14 protein-coding genes and 1 pseudogene are annotated in these 16,432 nt (G+C 70.6%); 8 read left to right on the forward strand and 7 right to left on the reverse strand.

The features are described from left to right. Positions 1 to 29: 29 nt before the first annotated feature. Positions 30 to 821, forward strand: coding sequence for an ABC transporter ATP-binding protein (locus QF035_RS23710; RefSeq protein WP_307522552.1), 792 nt, complete (start codon positions 30 to 32; stop codon positions 819 to 821). Beyond that, on the forward strand, positions 818 to 2,446 hold the full coding sequence (locus QF035_RS23715; protein WP_307522553.1) for a transporter: 1,629 nt from the start codon (positions 818 to 820) through the stop codon (positions 2,444 to 2,446). The genes QF035_RS23710 and QF035_RS23715 overlap by 4 nt, the downstream gene beginning before the upstream one ends. A gap of 123 nt (positions 2,447 to 2,569) precedes the next feature. On the opposite strand, the gene QF035_RS23720 is transcribed toward QF035_RS23715, so the two are convergent. Together QF035_RS23720 and QF035_RS23725 are read right to left on the reverse strand one after the other, a co-directional pair. After that, positions 2,570 to 3,469 carry an alpha/beta fold hydrolase gene (locus QF035_RS23720; RefSeq protein WP_307522555.1) on the reverse strand — a complete coding sequence of 300 codons (900 nt, stop codon included), beginning with the start codon at positions 3,467 to 3,469 and terminating at the stop codon, positions 2,570 to 2,572. A 667-nt stretch (positions 3,470 to 4,136) separates the two neighbouring features. Further along, positions 4,137 to 4,829: a metal-dependent transcriptional regulator gene (locus QF035_RS23725; protein ID WP_269649472.1), complete on the reverse strand. Its 693-nt coding sequence runs from the start codon at positions 4,827 to 4,829 to the stop codon at positions 4,137 to 4,139. Between the two features lie 284 nt (positions 4,830 to 5,113). Here QF035_RS23725 and QF035_RS23730 point away from each other — a divergent pair, with 284 nt between their 5' ends. Continuing rightward, on the forward strand, positions 5,114 to 5,869 hold the full coding sequence (locus tag QF035_RS23730) for an SIS domain-containing protein (protein ID WP_307522556.1): 756 nt from the start codon (positions 5,114 to 5,116) through the stop codon (positions 5,867 to 5,869). 244 nt (positions 5,870 to 6,113) lie between these two features. Here QF035_RS23730 and QF035_RS23735 read toward each other — a convergent pair whose 3' ends face one another. After that, positions 6,114 to 7,523, reverse strand: coding sequence for a PAS domain-containing protein (locus tag QF035_RS23735; protein WP_307522558.1), 1,410 nt, complete (start codon positions 7,521 to 7,523; stop codon positions 6,114 to 6,116). 191 nt (positions 7,524 to 7,714) lie between these two features. Here QF035_RS23735 and QF035_RS23740 point away from each other — a divergent pair, with 191 nt between their 5' ends. From QF035_RS23740 to QF035_RS23755, 4 genes and pseudogenes are all read left to right on the forward strand, one after another. Further along, positions 7,715 to 7,849 carry a hypothetical protein gene (locus tag QF035_RS23740; RefSeq protein WP_307522560.1) on the forward strand — a complete coding sequence of 45 codons (135 nt, stop codon included), beginning with the start codon at positions 7,715 to 7,717 and terminating at the stop codon, positions 7,847 to 7,849. Positions 7,850 to 8,366: 517 nt separating this feature from the next. Then, positions 8,367 to 9,215 (forward strand): annotated as a pseudogene (gene iscB, locus QF035_RS23745) (RNA-guided endonuclease IscB); the annotation flags it as partial. 58 nt (positions 9,216 to 9,273) lie between these two features. After that, a complete protein-coding gene (locus QF035_RS23750; protein WP_307532045.1) occupies positions 9,274 to 9,696 on the forward strand; it encodes a hypothetical protein in 423 nt (140 codons plus the stop codon). Positions 9,697 to 10,177: 481 nt separating this feature from the next. Continuing rightward, positions 10,178 to 11,263, forward strand: a complete 1,086-nt coding sequence (locus QF035_RS23755; protein WP_307522561.1) for an isopenicillin N synthase family dioxygenase — start codon at positions 10,178 to 10,180, stop codon at positions 11,261 to 11,263. A 102-nt stretch (positions 11,264 to 11,365) separates the two neighbouring features. Here the strand turns inward: QF035_RS23755 and QF035_RS23760 are convergent, their stop codons facing one another. Further along, a complete protein-coding gene (locus QF035_RS23760; RefSeq protein ID WP_307522562.1) occupies positions 11,366 to 12,466 on the reverse strand; it encodes a citrate synthase 2 in 1,101 nt (366 codons plus the stop codon). Between the two features lie 301 nt (positions 12,467 to 12,767). Between QF035_RS23760 and pdxH the strand changes: the two genes are divergently transcribed. After that, positions 12,768 to 13,433: a pyridoxamine 5'-phosphate oxidase gene (pdxH, locus tag QF035_RS23765; protein WP_307522563.1), complete on the forward strand. Its 666-nt coding sequence runs from the start codon at positions 12,768 to 12,770 to the stop codon at positions 13,431 to 13,433. Positions 13,434 to 13,445: 12 nt separating this feature from the next. Here pdxH and QF035_RS23770 read toward each other — a convergent pair whose 3' ends face one another. Genes QF035_RS23770 through QF035_RS23780 form a run of 3 tightly spaced genes read right to left on the reverse strand, consistent with a single transcriptional unit; the run spans position 13,446 to position 16,403 of the window. After that, positions 13,446 to 14,084, reverse strand: coding sequence for a TetR/AcrR family transcriptional regulator (locus QF035_RS23770; protein WP_307522564.1), 639 nt, complete (start codon positions 14,082 to 14,084; stop codon positions 13,446 to 13,448). Continuing rightward, positions 14,072 to 14,806 carry an enoyl-CoA hydratase family protein gene (locus QF035_RS23775; RefSeq protein ID WP_307522565.1) on the reverse strand — a complete coding sequence of 245 codons (735 nt, stop codon included), beginning with the start codon at positions 14,804 to 14,806 and terminating at the stop codon, positions 14,072 to 14,074. Before QF035_RS23775 ends, QF035_RS23770 begins: the two co-directional genes overlap by 13 nt. Before the next feature lie 31 nt (positions 14,807 to 14,837). Next, positions 14,838 to 16,403 (reverse strand): 4-coumarate--CoA ligase family protein, encoded by a 1,566-nt coding sequence (locus QF035_RS23780; RefSeq protein WP_307531370.1) that lies wholly within the window; start codon positions 16,401 to 16,403, stop codon positions 14,838 to 14,840. Between the last annotated feature and the right edge of the window lie 29 nt (positions 16,404 to 16,432).

Genomic DNA, 16,432 nt, shown 5'->3' on the forward strand with positions numbered 1-16,432 from the left:
TGTCGGACCCGACCCGTATCGTGCCCTGCATGACGGAGGGAGTGCGGGTGAGCGACGCGGTGGCCGTGCGGGTGCGGGGGCTTTGGAAGCGGTTCGGGGAGCAGGTCGCCGTCGCGGGGATCGATCTGGAGTTGCCCGCGGGGCAGTTCATCGGGCTGGTCGGGCCCAACGGGGCGGGGAAGACCACGACTCTGTCGATGGTGACCGGGCTGCTGCGGCCCGATCAGGGGTCCGTGGAGGTCGTCGGACACGATGTGTGGCGCGACCCCGTGGAGGTCAAGGCCCGGATCGGGGTCCTGCCCGAGGGGCTGCGGCTCTTCGAGCGGCTCTCGGGACGGGAACTCCTCGCCTACACGGGGCGGCTGCGCGGACTGCCCGGTGCCGAGGTCGACAAGCGGGCCACCCAGCTGCTCGACGTGCTCGACCTCGCCGGCGCCCAGCACAAACTCGTCGTCGACTACTCGACGGGCATGCGCAAGAAGATCGGGCTCGCGGCGGCGCTGCTGCACAACCCGGAAGTGCTGTTCCTCGACGAGCCGTTCGAGGGCGTCGACCCGGTCTCCGCGCAGACGATCCGCGGGGTCCTGGAGCGCTACACCGCCTCCGGCGCGACCGTCGTCTTCTCGTCCCATGTGATGGAGCTCGTCGAGTCGCTGTGCGACTGGGTCGCCGTGATGGCCGCCGGCCGTATCCGCGCCCACGGCCCGCTCACCGAGGTGCGCGGCGAGGCGCCCTCCCTCCAGCAGGCCTTCCTCGAACTCGTCGGGGCGAACGCCCGCGACACCGGCTCCGACCTCGACTGGCTGGGCGGCGCCCGATGAGCGCCACAACCGCCACGAAGGCGCCCACCACCTCGACCGCCTCCGTCACCCCCGTCGTCGTACGACTCAAGCTGTCGCTGCTGCGCAACGGGCTGCGGCAGTCGGCGGGGCGGCGGGCCGTGTACGTGGCGTCGCTCGTCATCGTGCTGCTGTTCGCCGCGCTCCAGCTCATCGGGCTGATCGCGCTGCGCGGCAACACCCACGCGATGACCGTGACGGTGCTGCTCACCGCCGTGCTGGCGCTCGGCTGGGCCGTGATGCCGCTCTTCTTCTCCGGCGGCGACGAGACCCTCGACCCGACCCGCCTGGTGATGCTGCCGCTGCGCCCGCAGCCGCTCGTACGCGCGTTGCTGGTGGCCTCGCTGGTCGGCATAGGCCCGCTGTTCACGCTGTGCCTGCTCGTCGGTTCGGTCGTCGCGATGGCGCACGGGGCGGCGGCGTACGTCACCGGAGTCGTCGCGGTCGTCCTCGCGCTCCTGGTGTGCGTGGCCCTCGCGCGGACCATCGCGACCGCCAACACCCGGCTGCTGACCAGCCGCAAGGGCCGCGACCTGGCCGTGCTGAGCGGTCTGGTGATCGCGGTGGGCGCGCAGGTCGTCAACTTCGGGGCGCAGAAGCTCGGTTCGTCGGGCCTGTCCACGCTGGACCCGGCCGCCGACGTGGTCCGCTGGGTGCCGCCCGCGTCGGCGCTCGGCGCGGTGGACTCCGTCAGCGAGGGCTCGTACGCCGTCGGCCTCGCCCAGCTCGCCCTGAGCGGGGTGGCACTGGCGGTGCTGCTGGCCTTCTGGCAGCGGAGTCTGACCCGGCTGATGACCTCGCCCGACGGCTCGACGCTGCAGGCCGCCGAGCCCTCCCGGGACAAGGCGGGCCGTTCCTCCGGGCTCGGCCGGCTGCTGCCCGCGGGACGCACGGGCACGGTCATGGAGCGCAGCCTGCGGTACGTGTGGCGGGATCCGAAGACCAAGGCCGCGTGGGTGACCTCGCTCGCGATCGGCCTGATCGTGCCGGTGTTCAACGCGCTGCAGGGCACCGGCTCGATCTACTTCGCCTGCTTCGCGGCGGGCATGCTCGGCATCCAGATGTACAACCAGTTCGGGCAGGACACGTCCGCGTTCTGGATGGTCGCGATGACGATCTCGTCGACCCGGGACGCGTATGTTGAGCTGCGGGCACGGGCGTTGGCGCTCCTGGTGATCACCCTTCCGTACGCGGTCCTCGTGTGCGTCCTCACGACGGCGCTGCTCGGCGACTGGCGCTCGCTGCCCGAGGTGTTCGGCCTGTCGTTCGCACTGCTCGGCGCGATGCTGGCGACCGGGGCCTGGTCCTCCGCCCGCTTCCCGTACTCGATCCCGCAGGAGAGCTACAAGAACGTGGCTCCCGGCCAGGCGAGCCTCGCCGGATTCTCGATCTTCGGCGGCATGATCGCGGCCGCACTGCTCTGCGCCCCCGTCATCACCCTCACCATCTGGCTGAACGTCTCGTCGGACGGCCAGGACTGGACCTGGCTCCTCCTCCCGATCGGAACGGCCTACGGAGCGGCCATCGCCCTGGCAGGCCTGCACCTCGCCGCACCACGAACAGCACGGCAACTGCCGGAGATCCTGGCGGCGGTGAGCAAGGGCTGAGCCCCCAAGGGGCGCGGGGAACTGCGCAGTCTTTTAGGGGCGCGGGGAACTGCGCGATCAGCCCCCACCGGGCCGCGGGCGAAGGACAACCCGCGGAGCAACGGCGCGATCTTGTCCAACCGCCTAGCGGAGCGCCTCGTCCAGGAAAGGCTCAACGGCCGCGCGCCAAGCCTCCGGCTGGTCGTAGTGGACAAGATGCCCCGCATCGGCCACCTCCGCGTACTGCCCGTTCGGCAGAACACGGACCATCTCCTGGGACTCGGCCCGGCCCAGCTCACCGTCGAGGCCACGGACGACGAGGGCGGGGCACTGGACCTGCGTGAGCTCCTCCCAGTGCGCGTCGTACACCCAGGTCTCGCGGGACTTGAGCATCTGCTCGGGCTCGAAGACGGGCCGCCAGCCGTCCGGAGACTCGGCCATCACCTCGGCGTAGAACTCACCGCGCGAGGGGTTCGGACGCTCCACCCAGGGGTCGTCCTCGCCGAACCACTTCCGTACGTCGGCGAGTGTGGCGAAGGGGACCGGCCAGGCCTTGAACCAGTCCTCCCACTCGCGCTGCGAGGCTGCTCCCAGAGCCGAGGCCCGCATGTCGCAGATGACCAGGCCGCGCACGAGGTCGGGGCGCTTGGCGGCGAGCTGCCAGGCGGTCAGGGCGCCCATGGCGTGACCTATGAGGACGGCCGGGCCGAGGTCCAGCTGTTCGAGGGCGGCCTCGGCGTCCTCGACGTACGCACCGCGGGTGTAGGAGGCCTCGGGCGGCTTGTCGCTCTGGCCGTGGCCCCGTTGGTCGAGCGCGACGGCGCGATGCCGCTCGGAGAGCCAGCGGGCGGTGGGCGCCCAGTGGGATGCACGGCCCATGAGGCCGTGCAGTAACAGCACGCCGGGCGCACGCTCGATCGCCCCGGACGGGGTGCCGGTCCCTGAAGGGTCGCCCCTCGGAGGATCGATCTTGGGAGAGTCGGCGAACTCCCAGGCGGCGAGGCGTACGCCACCCGCACCGCTCACGTCGATGCGCCGCACCATCCGTTGGCACCCCCCTTGATCCGCTCGGCCGGGTCGTCCCGCACGAACCGGCCGGTCCACTCGTACCGCTTGGTCGTACCGGTGCTCCTGCTGGTTCTTCCTGCGTAATCCGTAGTGGTTCCGTCACTCATACGCTATCGAATGCGTATTCGAAGATGGGGGTCTTGGCGACAACACCCCTCCTTCGAGTGACCTCGCTCAAGGATTGACCGCCGCCGCCGAGGGGAGATCTTCAACGGGAGGCGGGCCGCTCGGGGAAAACGGTCCGTGGGGAATGACCCTGGGAGCTCGGGGCTCCGGGTCAGCACAGGGGAGGACAGGCCCCGGCGCCTCAGGGCGCCGGGGCCCTCCTCATGTCCGCGGCACATCCTCCCGCCCCCTCCCCGACCGCGCACCGGCGCCGCTGCCGCCACGGTCAAGAGCCCTCAGGTCATATGCCTCTCGCGACAGCCTCGCACGCAAACGGCCCGACCGCTGCGATTCCGCACACGGAATCTTCATTTCTGAGCGAACACCGAGGTGGGACAACTGGGTTGTGTGTTACGGAAGTTGACGGCGGGTTCACGAACAGGCAGGGCAGCACAAGGGCGCCCCCGAAGGGGCGCGGGGAACTGCGCGACCAGCCCCCACCGACCCGCAGACGAAGAACCCGCAGCCAAGCGCAGCGCTACCGCTTCGCGACGAACACGTGCGACGCCACGTCCGACTCCAGCTCCGCCGCCTCACCGCCGCTGCCCACCAGCACCCCACCCGCGGACTCCGTCACGCTGACGACGGACCCGGGCTGCACGCCCGCCCTCCGCAGCGTGTACATCAGCTGCGCGTCCGTCTGGATCGGCTCACCGATGCGACGGACGACGACCGTCTTGCCGTCGAGCCCGGGGTCGAGATCGGCCAGCGACACCATGCCCGCGTCCAGGAACGGGTCTGCCCCGTCCTTCTCGCCCAGCTCCTCCAGGCCCGGGATCGGGTTGCCGTACGGCGACTCGGTGGGGTGACGCAGCAGTTCGAGCACGCGGCGCTCGACCGCCTCGCTCATCACGTGCTCCCAGCGGCAGGCCTCGGCGTGCACCTGCTCCCACTCCAGACCGATCACGTCGACGAGCAGACACTCGGCGAGGCGGTGCTTGCGCATCACGCGCGTCGCGAGCCGGCGGCCCTCGTCCGTGAGCTCCAGGTGCCGGTCGCTGGCGACGGACACCAGGCCGTCGCGCTCCATGCGCGCCACGGTCTGGCTGACCGTCGGCCCGCTCTGGTCGAGCCGCTCGGCGATACGGGCGCGCATGGGGACCACACCTTCCTCCTCCAGCTCGAGGATGGTGCGGAGATACATCTCCGTGGTGTCGATCAGTCCGGACATACGTGCCCCTCGATTAGCTCTGCCGGAGGCTGAGTGGCTCACCGGCGTGTGCGCTGGCCCTGGCACCAATTCTGACGCATCCCACTGACAACCGTGCCGCGCAGGTGAAACCGCGTGGTGACGAGTGCCGGCGCGAACGGCCGGACCATGAGCTCGGCCGGGCGGGAACGGGGGCCCTCAGCACCCAGTGTCGCCCCTGACGACCGTATTGACACAGCACTGGTCCAGACCGCAACGTGATCCGCGACACGACCGGAAGTGGACGGGGAGAGAGGGCTTCGCGCATGGGCGACAGCAAGCTGGCCGGGCAGTTCTTCGACGCCGCGATCGGCCTGCTGCAGCGGGCGCGGGACGAGGAGGCCGGGGCCGTCGAGGCCGCCGGGACGCTGATCGCCGACACGGTCGCCGAGGGCGGGCGGCTCTTCGCGTTCGGCGCCGGGCACTCGTCGCTGGCCGCGCAGGACCTGGTGTACCGGGCGGGCGGCCTCGCGCTGATGAACCTGCTCGCCGTGCCGGGTGCCGTCGGGGTGGACGTCGTGCCGGCGACGCTGGGCTCCGCGCTGGAGCGGGTCGACGGCCTGGCCAGCGCCGTCCTCGACACCAGCCCGGCCCGCTCCGGCGACGTACTCGTGATCATCTCCCTCTCCGGGCGCAACGCCCTGCCCGTGGAGATGGCGATGCACGCCCGCGCGCTGGGCCTCAAGGTCATCGGGGTCACGTCGGTCGCGTACGCCTCCGAGACGAAGTCCCGGCACACCTCGGGCACGTACCTGAAGGACCACTGCGACGTCGTCCTCGACTCGAAGATCGCGATCGGCGACGCGGAGCTCACGCTCGACAGCGTCCCGGCGCCGTTCGCGCCCGCCTCCACGGTCGTGACCTCCGCCCTCCTCCAGGCGGTCATGGCCACCGCGGCGGGCACCCTCGCGGACCGCGGCATCGAGCCCCCGCTCCTGCGCTCCGGCAACGTGGACGGCGGCCACGAGTGGAACGGCCGCGTGTTCGAGGAGTACGGGGACCGGATCTTCTACCGCCGTTGATCCTCCGGAGGGGCCGGTACTGAACCTGCGGCCGCCAGTGGCTGATCGCGCAGTTCCCCGCGCCCCTAAAAGACGACCGGCAACCTCTTCCAGCCCGCCCGGCCACGTTCTTTCAGCCCGTCCGGCGTTTGAGGACGAGCGCGGCAGCGCGATACCGGGGGTTCGGGGGCGGAGCCCCTGAGGCAGGGACGGGAATGGGTAGGGGCGGCGGGGGCGAAACTCCTGAGGCGAGCTCCGGCCCACCTCATCCCCTCCCCCCCAACGCCTCCCCCAGATCCAGCGCCGCCGCGATGCGAACGGCGACATCCTCCGCGTACGTGGCGTCGAGCCGCTCGAACTGCGTACGGCTGGAGCCGCGCAGGAACGTGACGACGCCCAGCGTCCGCCCCCGGCTGCGCAGCACCGCGCACAGGGCATGGACGGAGTCCGGGGGCCACTGCCGGGCGACAGCCCACTCACGCGCCCGCTCGGGCTCACTCGCCCCGGCCCCCGCACGCGCCGCCCCCGCACTGGCCCGTACGGACCCGATCCGCTCGACACACTGAAGCGCGGGATGCCCGTCGGCATACCGCACGGGCAGCCCCGCCCGCCCCGCGGGAAGGCTCGGCCCCGGCGCCCCGGAGGGCGTGGCGGCGGCCCGTACGAGCCGGACCGGCCCCTCGCCGTCGGGCACGGCACCACCGGCCACCCGGTCGATCAGCGCGTGGTCGGCGAAGCCGGCCAGGGCGAAGTCGAGGTGGACGCTCGCCGCCTCCGCCGGGTCCTCGCACTCGGCGGCAGCGCGCGCGGCCCGGTGCAGCTGGTTGGTCCTGAACCGCAGGAGCGCCGCCTCCTGCTCGGTCTGCTTGGCCTCGGTCACGTCCTGGAAGAGCCAACCCACCCCCAGCGGAACCGGTTCTTCCGCGAGCGGTGAGGCGAGCCGCAGGAAGCCGCTGCGCCAGCACCGCCGCTGTTGTTCGCCCTCGGCGGTCCGCACGGTCACCCACATCTCGGCGGGCGCGGGCGGAGCGCCCTCCGCGAGGACGTGTGTGAGCGCGCTCTCCAGCTCCTCCACGCCCTGCGCGAGCAGCTCACCCAGGGGGCGCCCCAGTACGGCCGTACGCCCCGCGCCGAACGCGCGCGCCGCGTGCGCGTTGACGACGGCGGGCCGCAGATCGGCGTCGACGAGCACGACGCCCCAGGAGGCGTCGTCGAACAGTGCCTCGCTCAGCGCGATCGACCGCTCCAGATCGATCTGCGCGTGCACCTCGCTGAAGGCGCAGTACACCCCGGCCGGCTTCCCGTCGGGACCCGGCACGGCGGCCGACTGAGTCCGTACGAGCACCCGGCCGCCGTCCTTGGTCAGCAGCGCGAACTCATGGACCTGCCGTCCGGGTGCCTGCATCGCGGAGAGCAGCCGGCCCTCGACCTCCTCGGCGTCCGCGGGGCGTACGGCCCAGCCGGCGAACCCCTGCCGTCCGACCGCCTCGGCCGCGGTCCAGCCGAGAATCCGCTCCGCCTCCCGGTTCCAGTGCGTCACCACTCCGTCGGCGTCGAACGCGCACAGCGCCGCGTCCATCCCGTCGAGCAGAGCGGCGAGCAGATCGGCCCCGTCCCGCTCGGGCTCCTGCGGCCCGAGCTCGTCCGTGGTCCCACTACGCCGCGAAGCACTCACCTGGCACCCCCTGCAGGCCGTGTCGGCGTGTCCTGCGCGGTGTGCCCGCGCGTCTGATCACTCACTTCACTCACTACGAATCACTCACTAGGAATCATTCAACTCGAACGTGACGCAGCCCACATCTGGTTCCCACAAGATTGAGGAAATCGTTGTGTGGGGCCCAGGCCTCCCAGGCTCGGAGGCCAGACATGGACGCAGCCACACCGGACACCGGGATCGCCGACGGGAACGTGCGGATCGGCGGAGTCCCAGGTCACAGCAGGCGCCGCCGGGTCGGCGTACGTAGCAGCAAGATCGGGTGCGCGTTCGAGGAATGGGATTGATTCGCACGAATGGGCGTTTTCGGAGGAGATCGGCTTCCTCGGGGCCCCTTGATCCCTAGCGTCGTCTGTAACACGCCGAAAGGAGGTCACTCGCTCCTCGGCCGCAAGCCGCAGCCTGTGCCTGTCACGGACGGGTCGAGTGACCAGCCCCAGTCATCACGATCCGAAGATCAGGGAGGTGCCCTCGATGACTACGTTTCCTGCAGGCGAGCAGACCCACCAGGCTGTGCTTCCTCAGCAGCCTGCTCTGGAATCCGTGGGAGCAGACACCCCTGGGAGCAGGGACGAAACGGCTCACGGACACCCCGCCACCGCGCGGGGCACCGGCAGGGAACATGGGCGAGGGGAGACCGACGGGCGTGGCACCGGACCCCGTCGGCGTCACGCCGAAACCAGCGCTTCGGCGATGGAGACGGCAGAGAACGGGAGCGGTGACGTTCCCGCGCAGGGCCATACGTACGCCGGTGGCATCGGCGCGAGCAGGGTCTTCGTCCTCTCCAAGGACGGCCGACCCCTCATGCCCTGCCATCCCGCCCGCGCACGCGAACTCCTCGGCAAAGGGCGGGCCGTGGTCGCCCGGCAGGTTCCCTTCACCATCCGGTTGAAGGACCGCACCCTCGCCGAGTCAGAGGTCGACGGCGTGCAGTTACGCATCGACCCCGGCTCCAAGGGCACGGGTCTCGCCCTCACCGACGAGAAGAAGGAAGCCGACGAGCAGGGCGCCACTGTCACCGTCCGGCGCGGACTGATCTCAGTCGAACTCCAGCACCGGGGCGATCAGATCCGCATGTGCATGCAACAGCGCGCCGGTTATCGCCACAGGCGCCGATCAGTCAACTGCCGCTACCGAGTACCCCGCTCGAACAACCGCACCCGCCCCGGAGGATGGCTGCCGCCCTCACTGCGCCACCGCGTCGACACCACCGTCTCCCTGGCCAGGCGCATGTGCCGATACGCACCCGTCACCGAGATCCACATGGAACGCGTCGCCTTCGACACCCACGCCATGAGCGCAGGCAGGCCCCTCACCAGAGCCGAGCAGCAACAGGGCACGCTCGCCGGAACCGAAATCCGCTCCTACCTCCTCACCAAGTGGAACCGCGCCTGCGCCTACTGCGACGCCACCTGCGTACCTCTGAACATCGACCATCTCCGGCCCCGGAGCCGCGGAGGCTCGGACCGTGTCTCGAACCTTGTCCTCGCCTGCGTTCCCTGCAACCAGGCCAAAGGCAGCACGCCCGTCGAAATCTTTCTGGCTCACCGACCCGACCGCCTCGCGAAGATCCTCCGCCAGGTCAGGACACCGCTCCATGACGCCGCCGCCATGAACGCCACCCGATGGCGGCTCACAGAGGCTTTGGAAACCCTCGGGAGACCGGTCCACGCCTGGTCGGGCGGCCGTACCAAGTGGAACCCGCACCGCCATGGGACTGGGCAAGACCCACACTTTGGACGCCCTGTCCGTCGGACGTCTGGATCACGAGAGCGGCGACGCGATCGTCCGACTGCCGGTGCAGGTCCTCATCGTCAAGGCCACTGGACGCGGCTCGTACGCCCGCACCACACCGGACCGGTTCGGGTTCCCTCGCCTTCGGCGGGCCCGGACAAAGCAGCACTTCGGGTACGTCACCGGGGATCTCGTACGAGCCGTCGTGCCGATCGGCAAATGGGCGGGCACATGGACAGGGCGTATCTCAGTGCGGGCCATGGGACAGCACAGCCTCACCACACCTGCAGGCCGCTTCAACGTCCGTTACCGGAACCTCCGGCTTGTGCAGCGGGGCGATGGCTACGGGTACGCCGCCAGGCAAGAGCCAGTGGAGTCGACGTCTCGAAAAACCGGTTGAGCGACGTCCGAACGGTTCTTAGGGTGTGGGGACACGAGAAGGGAGGTGGTTTGGCAGATGTATGCAAACCGGACGCGTGAGGTGGCTGCGGGCTAGCGGCCCGTCACCACATTCAGTGCGGTGCCGGACCAGCGCGTGAGACGAGCGTGCAGCCGGCCCAATCTCAAGCAGTCACCCGACCCGCGAGCTCGCCGGTAAGTCCGGCCGGCTCCCTCCTCGGAGGGGACCAGAGTTCGCGGGTCGTCTGCGTTTCGCAGGTGTGTGAGGCGCGGCACTGGCGTATTGGGTGAGCCGGAGTACTCTTGCGCCATGCTTCCGATGCTCGTTCGACGCCGTCACGTGGACTACGTGCGCGTCACGAGCATGGGCTGTCGGCCTTCTGCCTGACCTCAGCCCCCTTCAGCTCTTTCACCTGGTACCTGTGGTCCCCGCCCCACCCTCGGCGGCTGCCCCGGGCCCGTAACCCATGCGGACGCACACCATGACGAACCCGAACGTGGCGACGAACCCGTCGGATCAGCCGTATCAGTCCTCTTCGCCTTCGCCGGACGAGCCGTATCAGCCGTATCGGCAGCTTCCGATCATTGATCTTTCCGCGGCCGGTCGCGGGCCTCAGGCGCGTGCGCTGCTGCACGCTCAGTTGCACAGTGCCGCTCACGACGTGGGGTTCTTCCAGCTCGTGGGGCACGGGGTGGGGGAAGGCGAGACCGCTGCCCTGCTCGACGCGATGCGTCGGTTCTTCGCGCTTCCGGAGGCGGACCGGCTCGCGATCGACAACGTCAACTCGCCGCATTTCCGCGGCTATACGCGGACCGGTGACGAGCGCACCGGCGGCAGCCAGGACTGGCGCGACCAGCTCGACATAGGTGCGGAACGGACCGCCCGGACACCCGGTCCCGGTGAGCCCGCGTACTGGTGGCTGGAGGGGCCCAACCAGTGGCCGGCCGCGCTGCCGGAGCTGCGTACCGCCGCCCTGGCGTGGATCGACCGGCTCAGCTCCGTCGCGGCGCGGCTGCTGCGCGAGCTGCTCACCGCCATCGGCGCGCCCGCCGGTTTCTACGAGCCGGTGTTCGGCGAGCGTGCCCATCCGCATCTGAAGCTGGTCCGGTATCCGGGCAGTGCGAGGGACGGTGCCGGTCAGGGGGTCGGGGCGCACAAGGACTACGGGTTCCTGACGCTGCTGCTGCAGGACCAGGTGGGCGGGTTGCAGGTGCAGCGGGAGGACGGGCTGTTCCATGACGTGCCGCCGATCCCGGGGGCGTTCGTGGTGAATCTGGGTGAGCTGCTGGAGGTGGCCACCGACGGGTATCTCGTCGCCACCAATCACCGGGTGGTGAGTCCGGCCGGTGCGACCGAGCGGTTCTCCGTTCCCTTCTTCTACAACCCGCGGCTCGACGCCCGGATCGAGCCGCTGCCCTTCCCGTACGCCTCCGCCGCGCCCGGGGTGACGAGCGACCCGGCGAACCCGCTCTTCGCGGAGTACGGGCGGAACGAGCTGAAGGGCAAGCTGCGGGCGCATCCACTGGTCGCGGCCCGTCATCACGCGGAGTTGCTGGTCCCAGCGTGACCGCATGATCCGTACGACCCGCGTGGCCCGCGTGGCCCGCGTAAGACAGGTGTGGCGGCTCCCCATGGAGAACCGCCACATGTGCCCTGAACACATGAGAAATCAGTGGGCGATGTCTTCGTAGCCCTGGATCTCGCGCGGGTTGCGGGTGCCCGGTCCGACATAGCGTGCGGAGGGCCGTACGAGCCGGCCCGTGCGCTTCTGTTCCAGGATGTGCGCGGACCAGCCGGCGGTGCGGGCGCAGGTGAACATCGAGGTGAACATGTGGGCCGGGACCTCGGCGAAGTCGAGGACGATGGCGGCCCAGAACTCGACGTTCGTGGCGAGGACGCGGTCCGGGCGGCGGGCGTGGAGCTCCGCCAGAGCCGCCTTCTCCAGGGCCTCGGCGACCTTGAAGCGGGGGGCGCCGAGTTCGCGGGCGGTGCGGCGCAGGACGCGTGCGCGGGGGTCCTCGGCGCGGTACACGCGGTGGCCGAAGCCCATCAGCCGCTCGCCCTTGTCGAGGGCCTGCCGGACGTAGGCGTCGGCGTCGCCGGTGCGTTCGATCTCCTCGATCATGCCGAGGACGCGGGAGGGGGCGCCGCCGTGCAGCGGGCCCGACATCGCTCCGACGGCGCCCGAGAGTGCCGCCGCCACGTCGGCGCCGGTGGAGGCGATGACGCGGGCCGTGAAGGTGGACGCGTTCATGCCGTGTTCGGCAGCGGACGTCCAGTAGGCGTCGACGGCCGCGACGTGCTTGGGGTCGGGCTCGCCGCGCCAGCGGATCATGAAGCGTTCGACGACGGACTGGGCCTTGTCGATCTCGCGCTGCGGGACCATGGCCAGGCCCTGGCCGCGGGCGGACTGGGCGACGTACGAGAGGGCCATGACGGCGGCGCGGGCGAGGTCCGCGCGGGCCTGCTGCTCGTCGATGTCGAGGAGGGGGCGCAGGCCCCACACGGGCGCCAGCATGGCGAGCGCGGACTGGACGTCCACGCGGATGTCCCCGGAGTGGACGGGGATCGGGAACGGCTCGGCGGGCGGCAGGCCGGGGTTGAAGGCTCCGTCGACGAGCAGTCCCCAGACGTTGCCGAAGGAGACGTGGCCGACCAGATCCTCGATGTCGACGCCCCGGTACCGCAGGGCGCCGCCCTCCTTGTCCGGTTCGGCGATCTCCGTCTCGAAAGCGACGACTCCTTCGAGCCCGGGTACGAAGTCGGACATCAGGCGGCTCCTCATGATGTGTGCGACAGATGGTTTGCGGGGTGTGCGAGGGTGCTCGTGACCATATGTCTGTGACGGGTGTGGCCGTCCGGTTCCGCGGTCGCCTCGTGGACTCGCGGTCCGTACGTCACCCCGGTGATGCCCCGTCCGGATGGCGGTCACCCAACCGTTTCGGAAGCAGGACGATATCCCTTGGTGTCACCTTTGGGGAGAGTACGCGGCACTGAGTGCCACGGCGTGACGAAGGCCACGCCCGCCGCGAGCTCCTCTGTCGCCTTTCGGAATACGGCAGGATGACCGCGTGACCGACCGTGAACCCGTCCTCGACCCGGCGTTGATGCGCAAGCACTACCGGGCCGAGGGAATCGACGAGACCGAGCTGGCCGACCACCCGATGGAGCAGTTCGCGCGCTGGTTCGCCCTGGCCGCCACCGACGGCGTGATGTTCGAGCCGAACGCCATGGTCGTCTCCACCGCGGACGCCGAGGGGCGGCCCAGCTCCCGCACGGTCCTCCTGAAGCAGTACGACGAACAGGGTTTCGTCTTCTTCACCAACTACGAGTCCCGCAAGGCGCGCGATCTCGCCGGCAACCCGTACGTCTCCCTGCTCTTCCCGTGGCACGCGATGGCCCGGCAGGTCATCGTCAGCGGTACGGCCCGGCGCACGGGCCGTGACGAGACGGCCGCGTACTTCCGCACCCGTCCGCACGGCTCCCAGCTCGGTGCCTGGACGAGCACCCAGTCCGCGGTGATCTCCTCCCGCGCCGAACTGGACACCGCGTACGCCGAACTGGCCACTCGCTACCCGGAGGGCGAACAGGTCCCGGTCCCCCCGAACTGGGGCGGCTTCCGCGTCGCCCCGCAGTCGATCGAGTTCTGGCAGGGCCGCGAGAACCGCCTCCACGACCGCCTGCGCTATGTGACCCGGGAGGACGGGTCGTGGCGGCTGGAGCGGCTCAGTCCTTGAGGGAGAGGGCCCTCAGCCCAGCACCTCGTCCAGGATCTTCGACCACTGGGCGACCACTCGTTCCCGGCGGGCCCCGTCGTCCGTGAGGAGGTTGGCGAGGCCGAGGCCCCGGGACATGTCCAGGAAGCCCTGGACGGTTTCGCGGGCGCCGGGGCGGGATTCGTCGGCGTTGAGGAGTTCGACGGCTATGCGGTGGGTCTCGCGGCCTACGTGGGCCTCCAACTCCGTTACACGGGGGCGTAGTTGGTCCTCGTTGGAGGCGGCCACCCAGAGGTGGAGGGCGGCTCGGAAGAGGGGGCCGGTGTAGAGGTCGACGAGGGCGGCGACGACCGAGTGGCGGTTCGTGGGGCCGTCGGGGAACAGGTCGCGCAGGGCGGTGGAGCGTTCTTCGGCGACGTACTCGACGGCTGCCGTGAAGAGGTCCTCGCGGGTCGGGAAGTGGTGCTGGGCGGCGCCCCGGGAGACGCCGGCGCGTTCGGCGACGACGGAGACCGTGGAGCCTGCCCAGCCGTGTTCGGCGAGGCAGGCGACCGCGGCTTCGAGGAGGCGCCGGCGGGTGGCCCGGCTGCGGTCCTGTTTGGGGACGCGCTCGACCAGCGGCGCGCCGTTCACCACGCCGCCCGTCGTGGCACCACTGTTCACCGCACCCATGGAGGATCCCGTCGTTCGAGGAAGGCCGTCATTCCCTCGCGGGCGTGCGGGGAGGAGAACAGCCGGGCCGAGAGCGCGGTGAGGTCGGCCGCGTCCCGGTCGAAGGTGTCCAGCACCTTAGCCGTGAGCAGCCGTTTCGTCTCGGCGAGCCCTTGTGGGGAGGACCGGCGCAGCCCGTCGAGCACGGGCGCGAGTACGTCGTCGGCGTCCTCGCCCGCCGCCGTGACGAGGCCGATCCGGGCGGCCTCGGCCGCGTCGAACCTCTCCCCCGTGAGGTAGTAGCGGGCCACCGCGCGCGGGTCGAGCCGCGGCAGCAGGGGCAGCGAGATCACGGCCGGGGCGACCCCGATGCGTACCTCCGTGAACGCGAACGTGGCCTCCTGGGAGGCGACGGCGATGTCGCAGGCGCCGAGCAGTCCGAGGCCGCCCGCGCGCACATGGCCGGTGACGCGGGCGACGATCGGTTTGGGCAGTTCGACGATCCGGCGCAGCAGGGCGACCAGGACGTCGGGGTCCGGCGGGTCGCGCAGGTCCGCGCCCGCGCTGAAGGTGTTGCCGGTGTGGGTGAGGACGACGGCGCGCACGTCACCGTCCTTGCCGCACTCCGTGAGCGCGTCCGCCAGCTCCCCCACGAGTCGGGCGGAGAGGGCGTTGCGCCGCTCGGGCGCGTCGAGCGCGAGGGTGGTGATCCCGCGCTCGTGCGCCCGCCGTACCACTGTCATGCGCGCTCCCTCGGTTCCCGCCGTACCACCGTCATGCCCGCTCCCTCAGTTCCCGCCGCAGGATCTTGCCGGAGGCCGCCCTGGGCACGCCTTCGATGAAGACGACCTGCCTGATCTTCTTGTACGGGGCGACCCGCTCGGCGACGTACCCCATGACCTCGTCCTCGGTGAGGTCGTCGGCGGCCGGCTGGCGCACCACGTACGCGTGCGGCCGTTCGTTGTTGTCGCTGTCGTAGACGCCGATGACGGCGGCGTCGGCGATGCCGGGGTGGGTGAGCAGGAGCGCCTCCAACTCGGCGGGGGCCACCTGGAAGCCCTTGTACTTGATGAGTTCCTTGACGCGGTCGACGACGTACAGCCAGCCGCCCGCGTCGACGTGCCCGACGTCCCCGGTGTGCAGCCAGCCGTTCTCGTCGATCATCGCGGCGGTCGCCTCGGGGCGGCCGAGGTAGCCCTTCATGACCTGCGGTCCGCGGATGACGATCTCGCCGCGCTCGTCGACGCCGACGTCCTTGCCGGGGTCGTCCAGGGAGACGATCCGCATCTCCGTGGCGGGGATGAGTTTTCCGACGCTTCCGGGGGGCGGGTTCGGGGAGTCCCGGGGCACGACGTGGGTGCCGGGCGAGAGTTCCGTCATGCCGTACGCCTGGCCTACGGGCGGCAGTCCCAGCCTGCGCGAACAGGCCTCCGCCAGCTCGGCGTCCAGGGGCGCGGCCGCGCTGATGATGTACTCCAGGGACGACAGGTCGTAGCCCTCGACGGCCGGGTGCTTGGCGAGGGCGAGGACGATCGGCGGAGCCACGAACAGGCCGGTGATGCGGTGTTTCTCGATGGCCGCGAGGAACGTTTCGAGGTCGAAGCGCGGCAGCACGACGACGGTGGCGCCCTGCCTCAGCGGCGCGTTCATGAGGGCGGTGAGCCCGTAGATGTGGAAGAACGGCAGGACGGCGAGGATGCGGTCGCCGGGGCCCATCGGCATGGTGGGCGACAGTTGCGCCAGGTTGGTGGCGATGTTCCGGTGGGTGAGCATCACGCCCTTGGGGATGCCGGTCGTCCCGGAGGAGTACGGGAGGGCCGCCACGTCCTCCACCGGGTCGATGTCGATCTGCGGCTCGGGGGCCGTGGAGCCCAGCATGTCGAGCAGCGAGCGGTGCCCGGGTGCCTGGTCGCAGACGAAGATCTCCCGTACGCCGCCCGCGAGTTCGGCCGCCGTACGGGCCGTGTCCAGGAGCGGTGACACGGTGACGATCCACTCGGCCTTGCAGTCCCGCAGCTGCTTGGCGAACTCCTCGGGCGTGGCGAGCGGATGCACGGTGGTGACCGACGCCCCCGCGCGCGTGGCGGCGAAGAACGCCACCGGGAAGGCGACGGTGTTGGGGCTGTGCAGCGCCAGCACGTCCCCCTTGCCGACCCCGAGGTCGGCGAGTTCGGCGGCGATCCGCCGGTGGAACGTGTCGAGTTGGGCGTAGGTGAGGGTCATCCCGTCCACGCCGTCGATCAGCGCGGGCGTGTCGCCCCGGGAGGCGGCGCGGCCCAGCACCGCCTCGTGGATGGGTTCTTCGACGGCGGGGACGTCTTCGTACTCGCTGCGGAACACCATGGCGGGCCCTTTCCAGGAGCCGGAAG

Origin of the sequence: Streptomyces umbrinus, from assembly GCF_030817415.1 — a bacterium.
GTDB lineage: Bacteria > Actinomycetota > Actinomycetes > Streptomycetales > Streptomycetaceae > Streptomyces > Streptomyces umbrinus_A.

What these genes read in the sequence shown, in the direction of transcription:
- QF035_RS23710 (WP_307522552.1), top strand. Translation starts at nt 30, where the DNA reads ATGACGGAGGGAGTGCGGGTGAGCGACGCGGTGGCCGTGCGGGTGCGG.
- QF035_RS23715 (WP_307522553.1), top strand. Translation starts at nt 818, where the DNA reads ATGAGCGCCACAACCGCCACGAAGGCGCCCACCACCTCGACCGCCTCC.
- QF035_RS23720 (WP_307522555.1), bottom strand. Translation starts at nt 3,469, where the DNA reads ATGGTGCGGCGCATCGACGTGAGCGGTGCGGGTGGCGTACGCCTCGCC.
- QF035_RS23725 (WP_269649472.1), bottom strand. Translation starts at nt 4,829, where the DNA reads ATGTCCGGACTGATCGACACCACGGAGATGTATCTCCGCACCATCCTC.
- QF035_RS23730 (WP_307522556.1), top strand. Translation starts at nt 5,114, where the DNA reads ATGGGCGACAGCAAGCTGGCCGGGCAGTTCTTCGACGCCGCGATCGGC.
- QF035_RS23740 (WP_307522560.1), top strand. Translation starts at nt 7,715, where the DNA reads ATGGACGCAGCCACACCGGACACCGGGATCGCCGACGGGAACGTGCGG.
- QF035_RS23750 (WP_307532045.1), top strand. Translation starts at nt 9,274, where the DNA reads ATGGGACTGGGCAAGACCCACACTTTGGACGCCCTGTCCGTCGGACGT.
- QF035_RS23755 (WP_307522561.1), top strand. Translation starts at nt 10,178, where the DNA reads ATGACGAACCCGAACGTGGCGACGAACCCGTCGGATCAGCCGTATCAG.
- QF035_RS23760 (WP_307522562.1), bottom strand. Translation starts at nt 12,466, where the DNA reads ATGTCCGACTTCGTACCCGGGCTCGAAGGAGTCGTCGCTTTCGAGACG.
- QF035_RS23770 (WP_307522564.1), bottom strand. Translation starts at nt 14,084, where the DNA reads ATGGGTGCGGTGAACAGTGGTGCCACGACGGGCGGCGTGGTGAACGGC.
- QF035_RS23775 (WP_307522565.1), bottom strand. Translation starts at nt 14,806, where the DNA reads ATGACAGTGGTACGGCGGGCGCACGAGCGCGGGATCACCACCCTCGCG.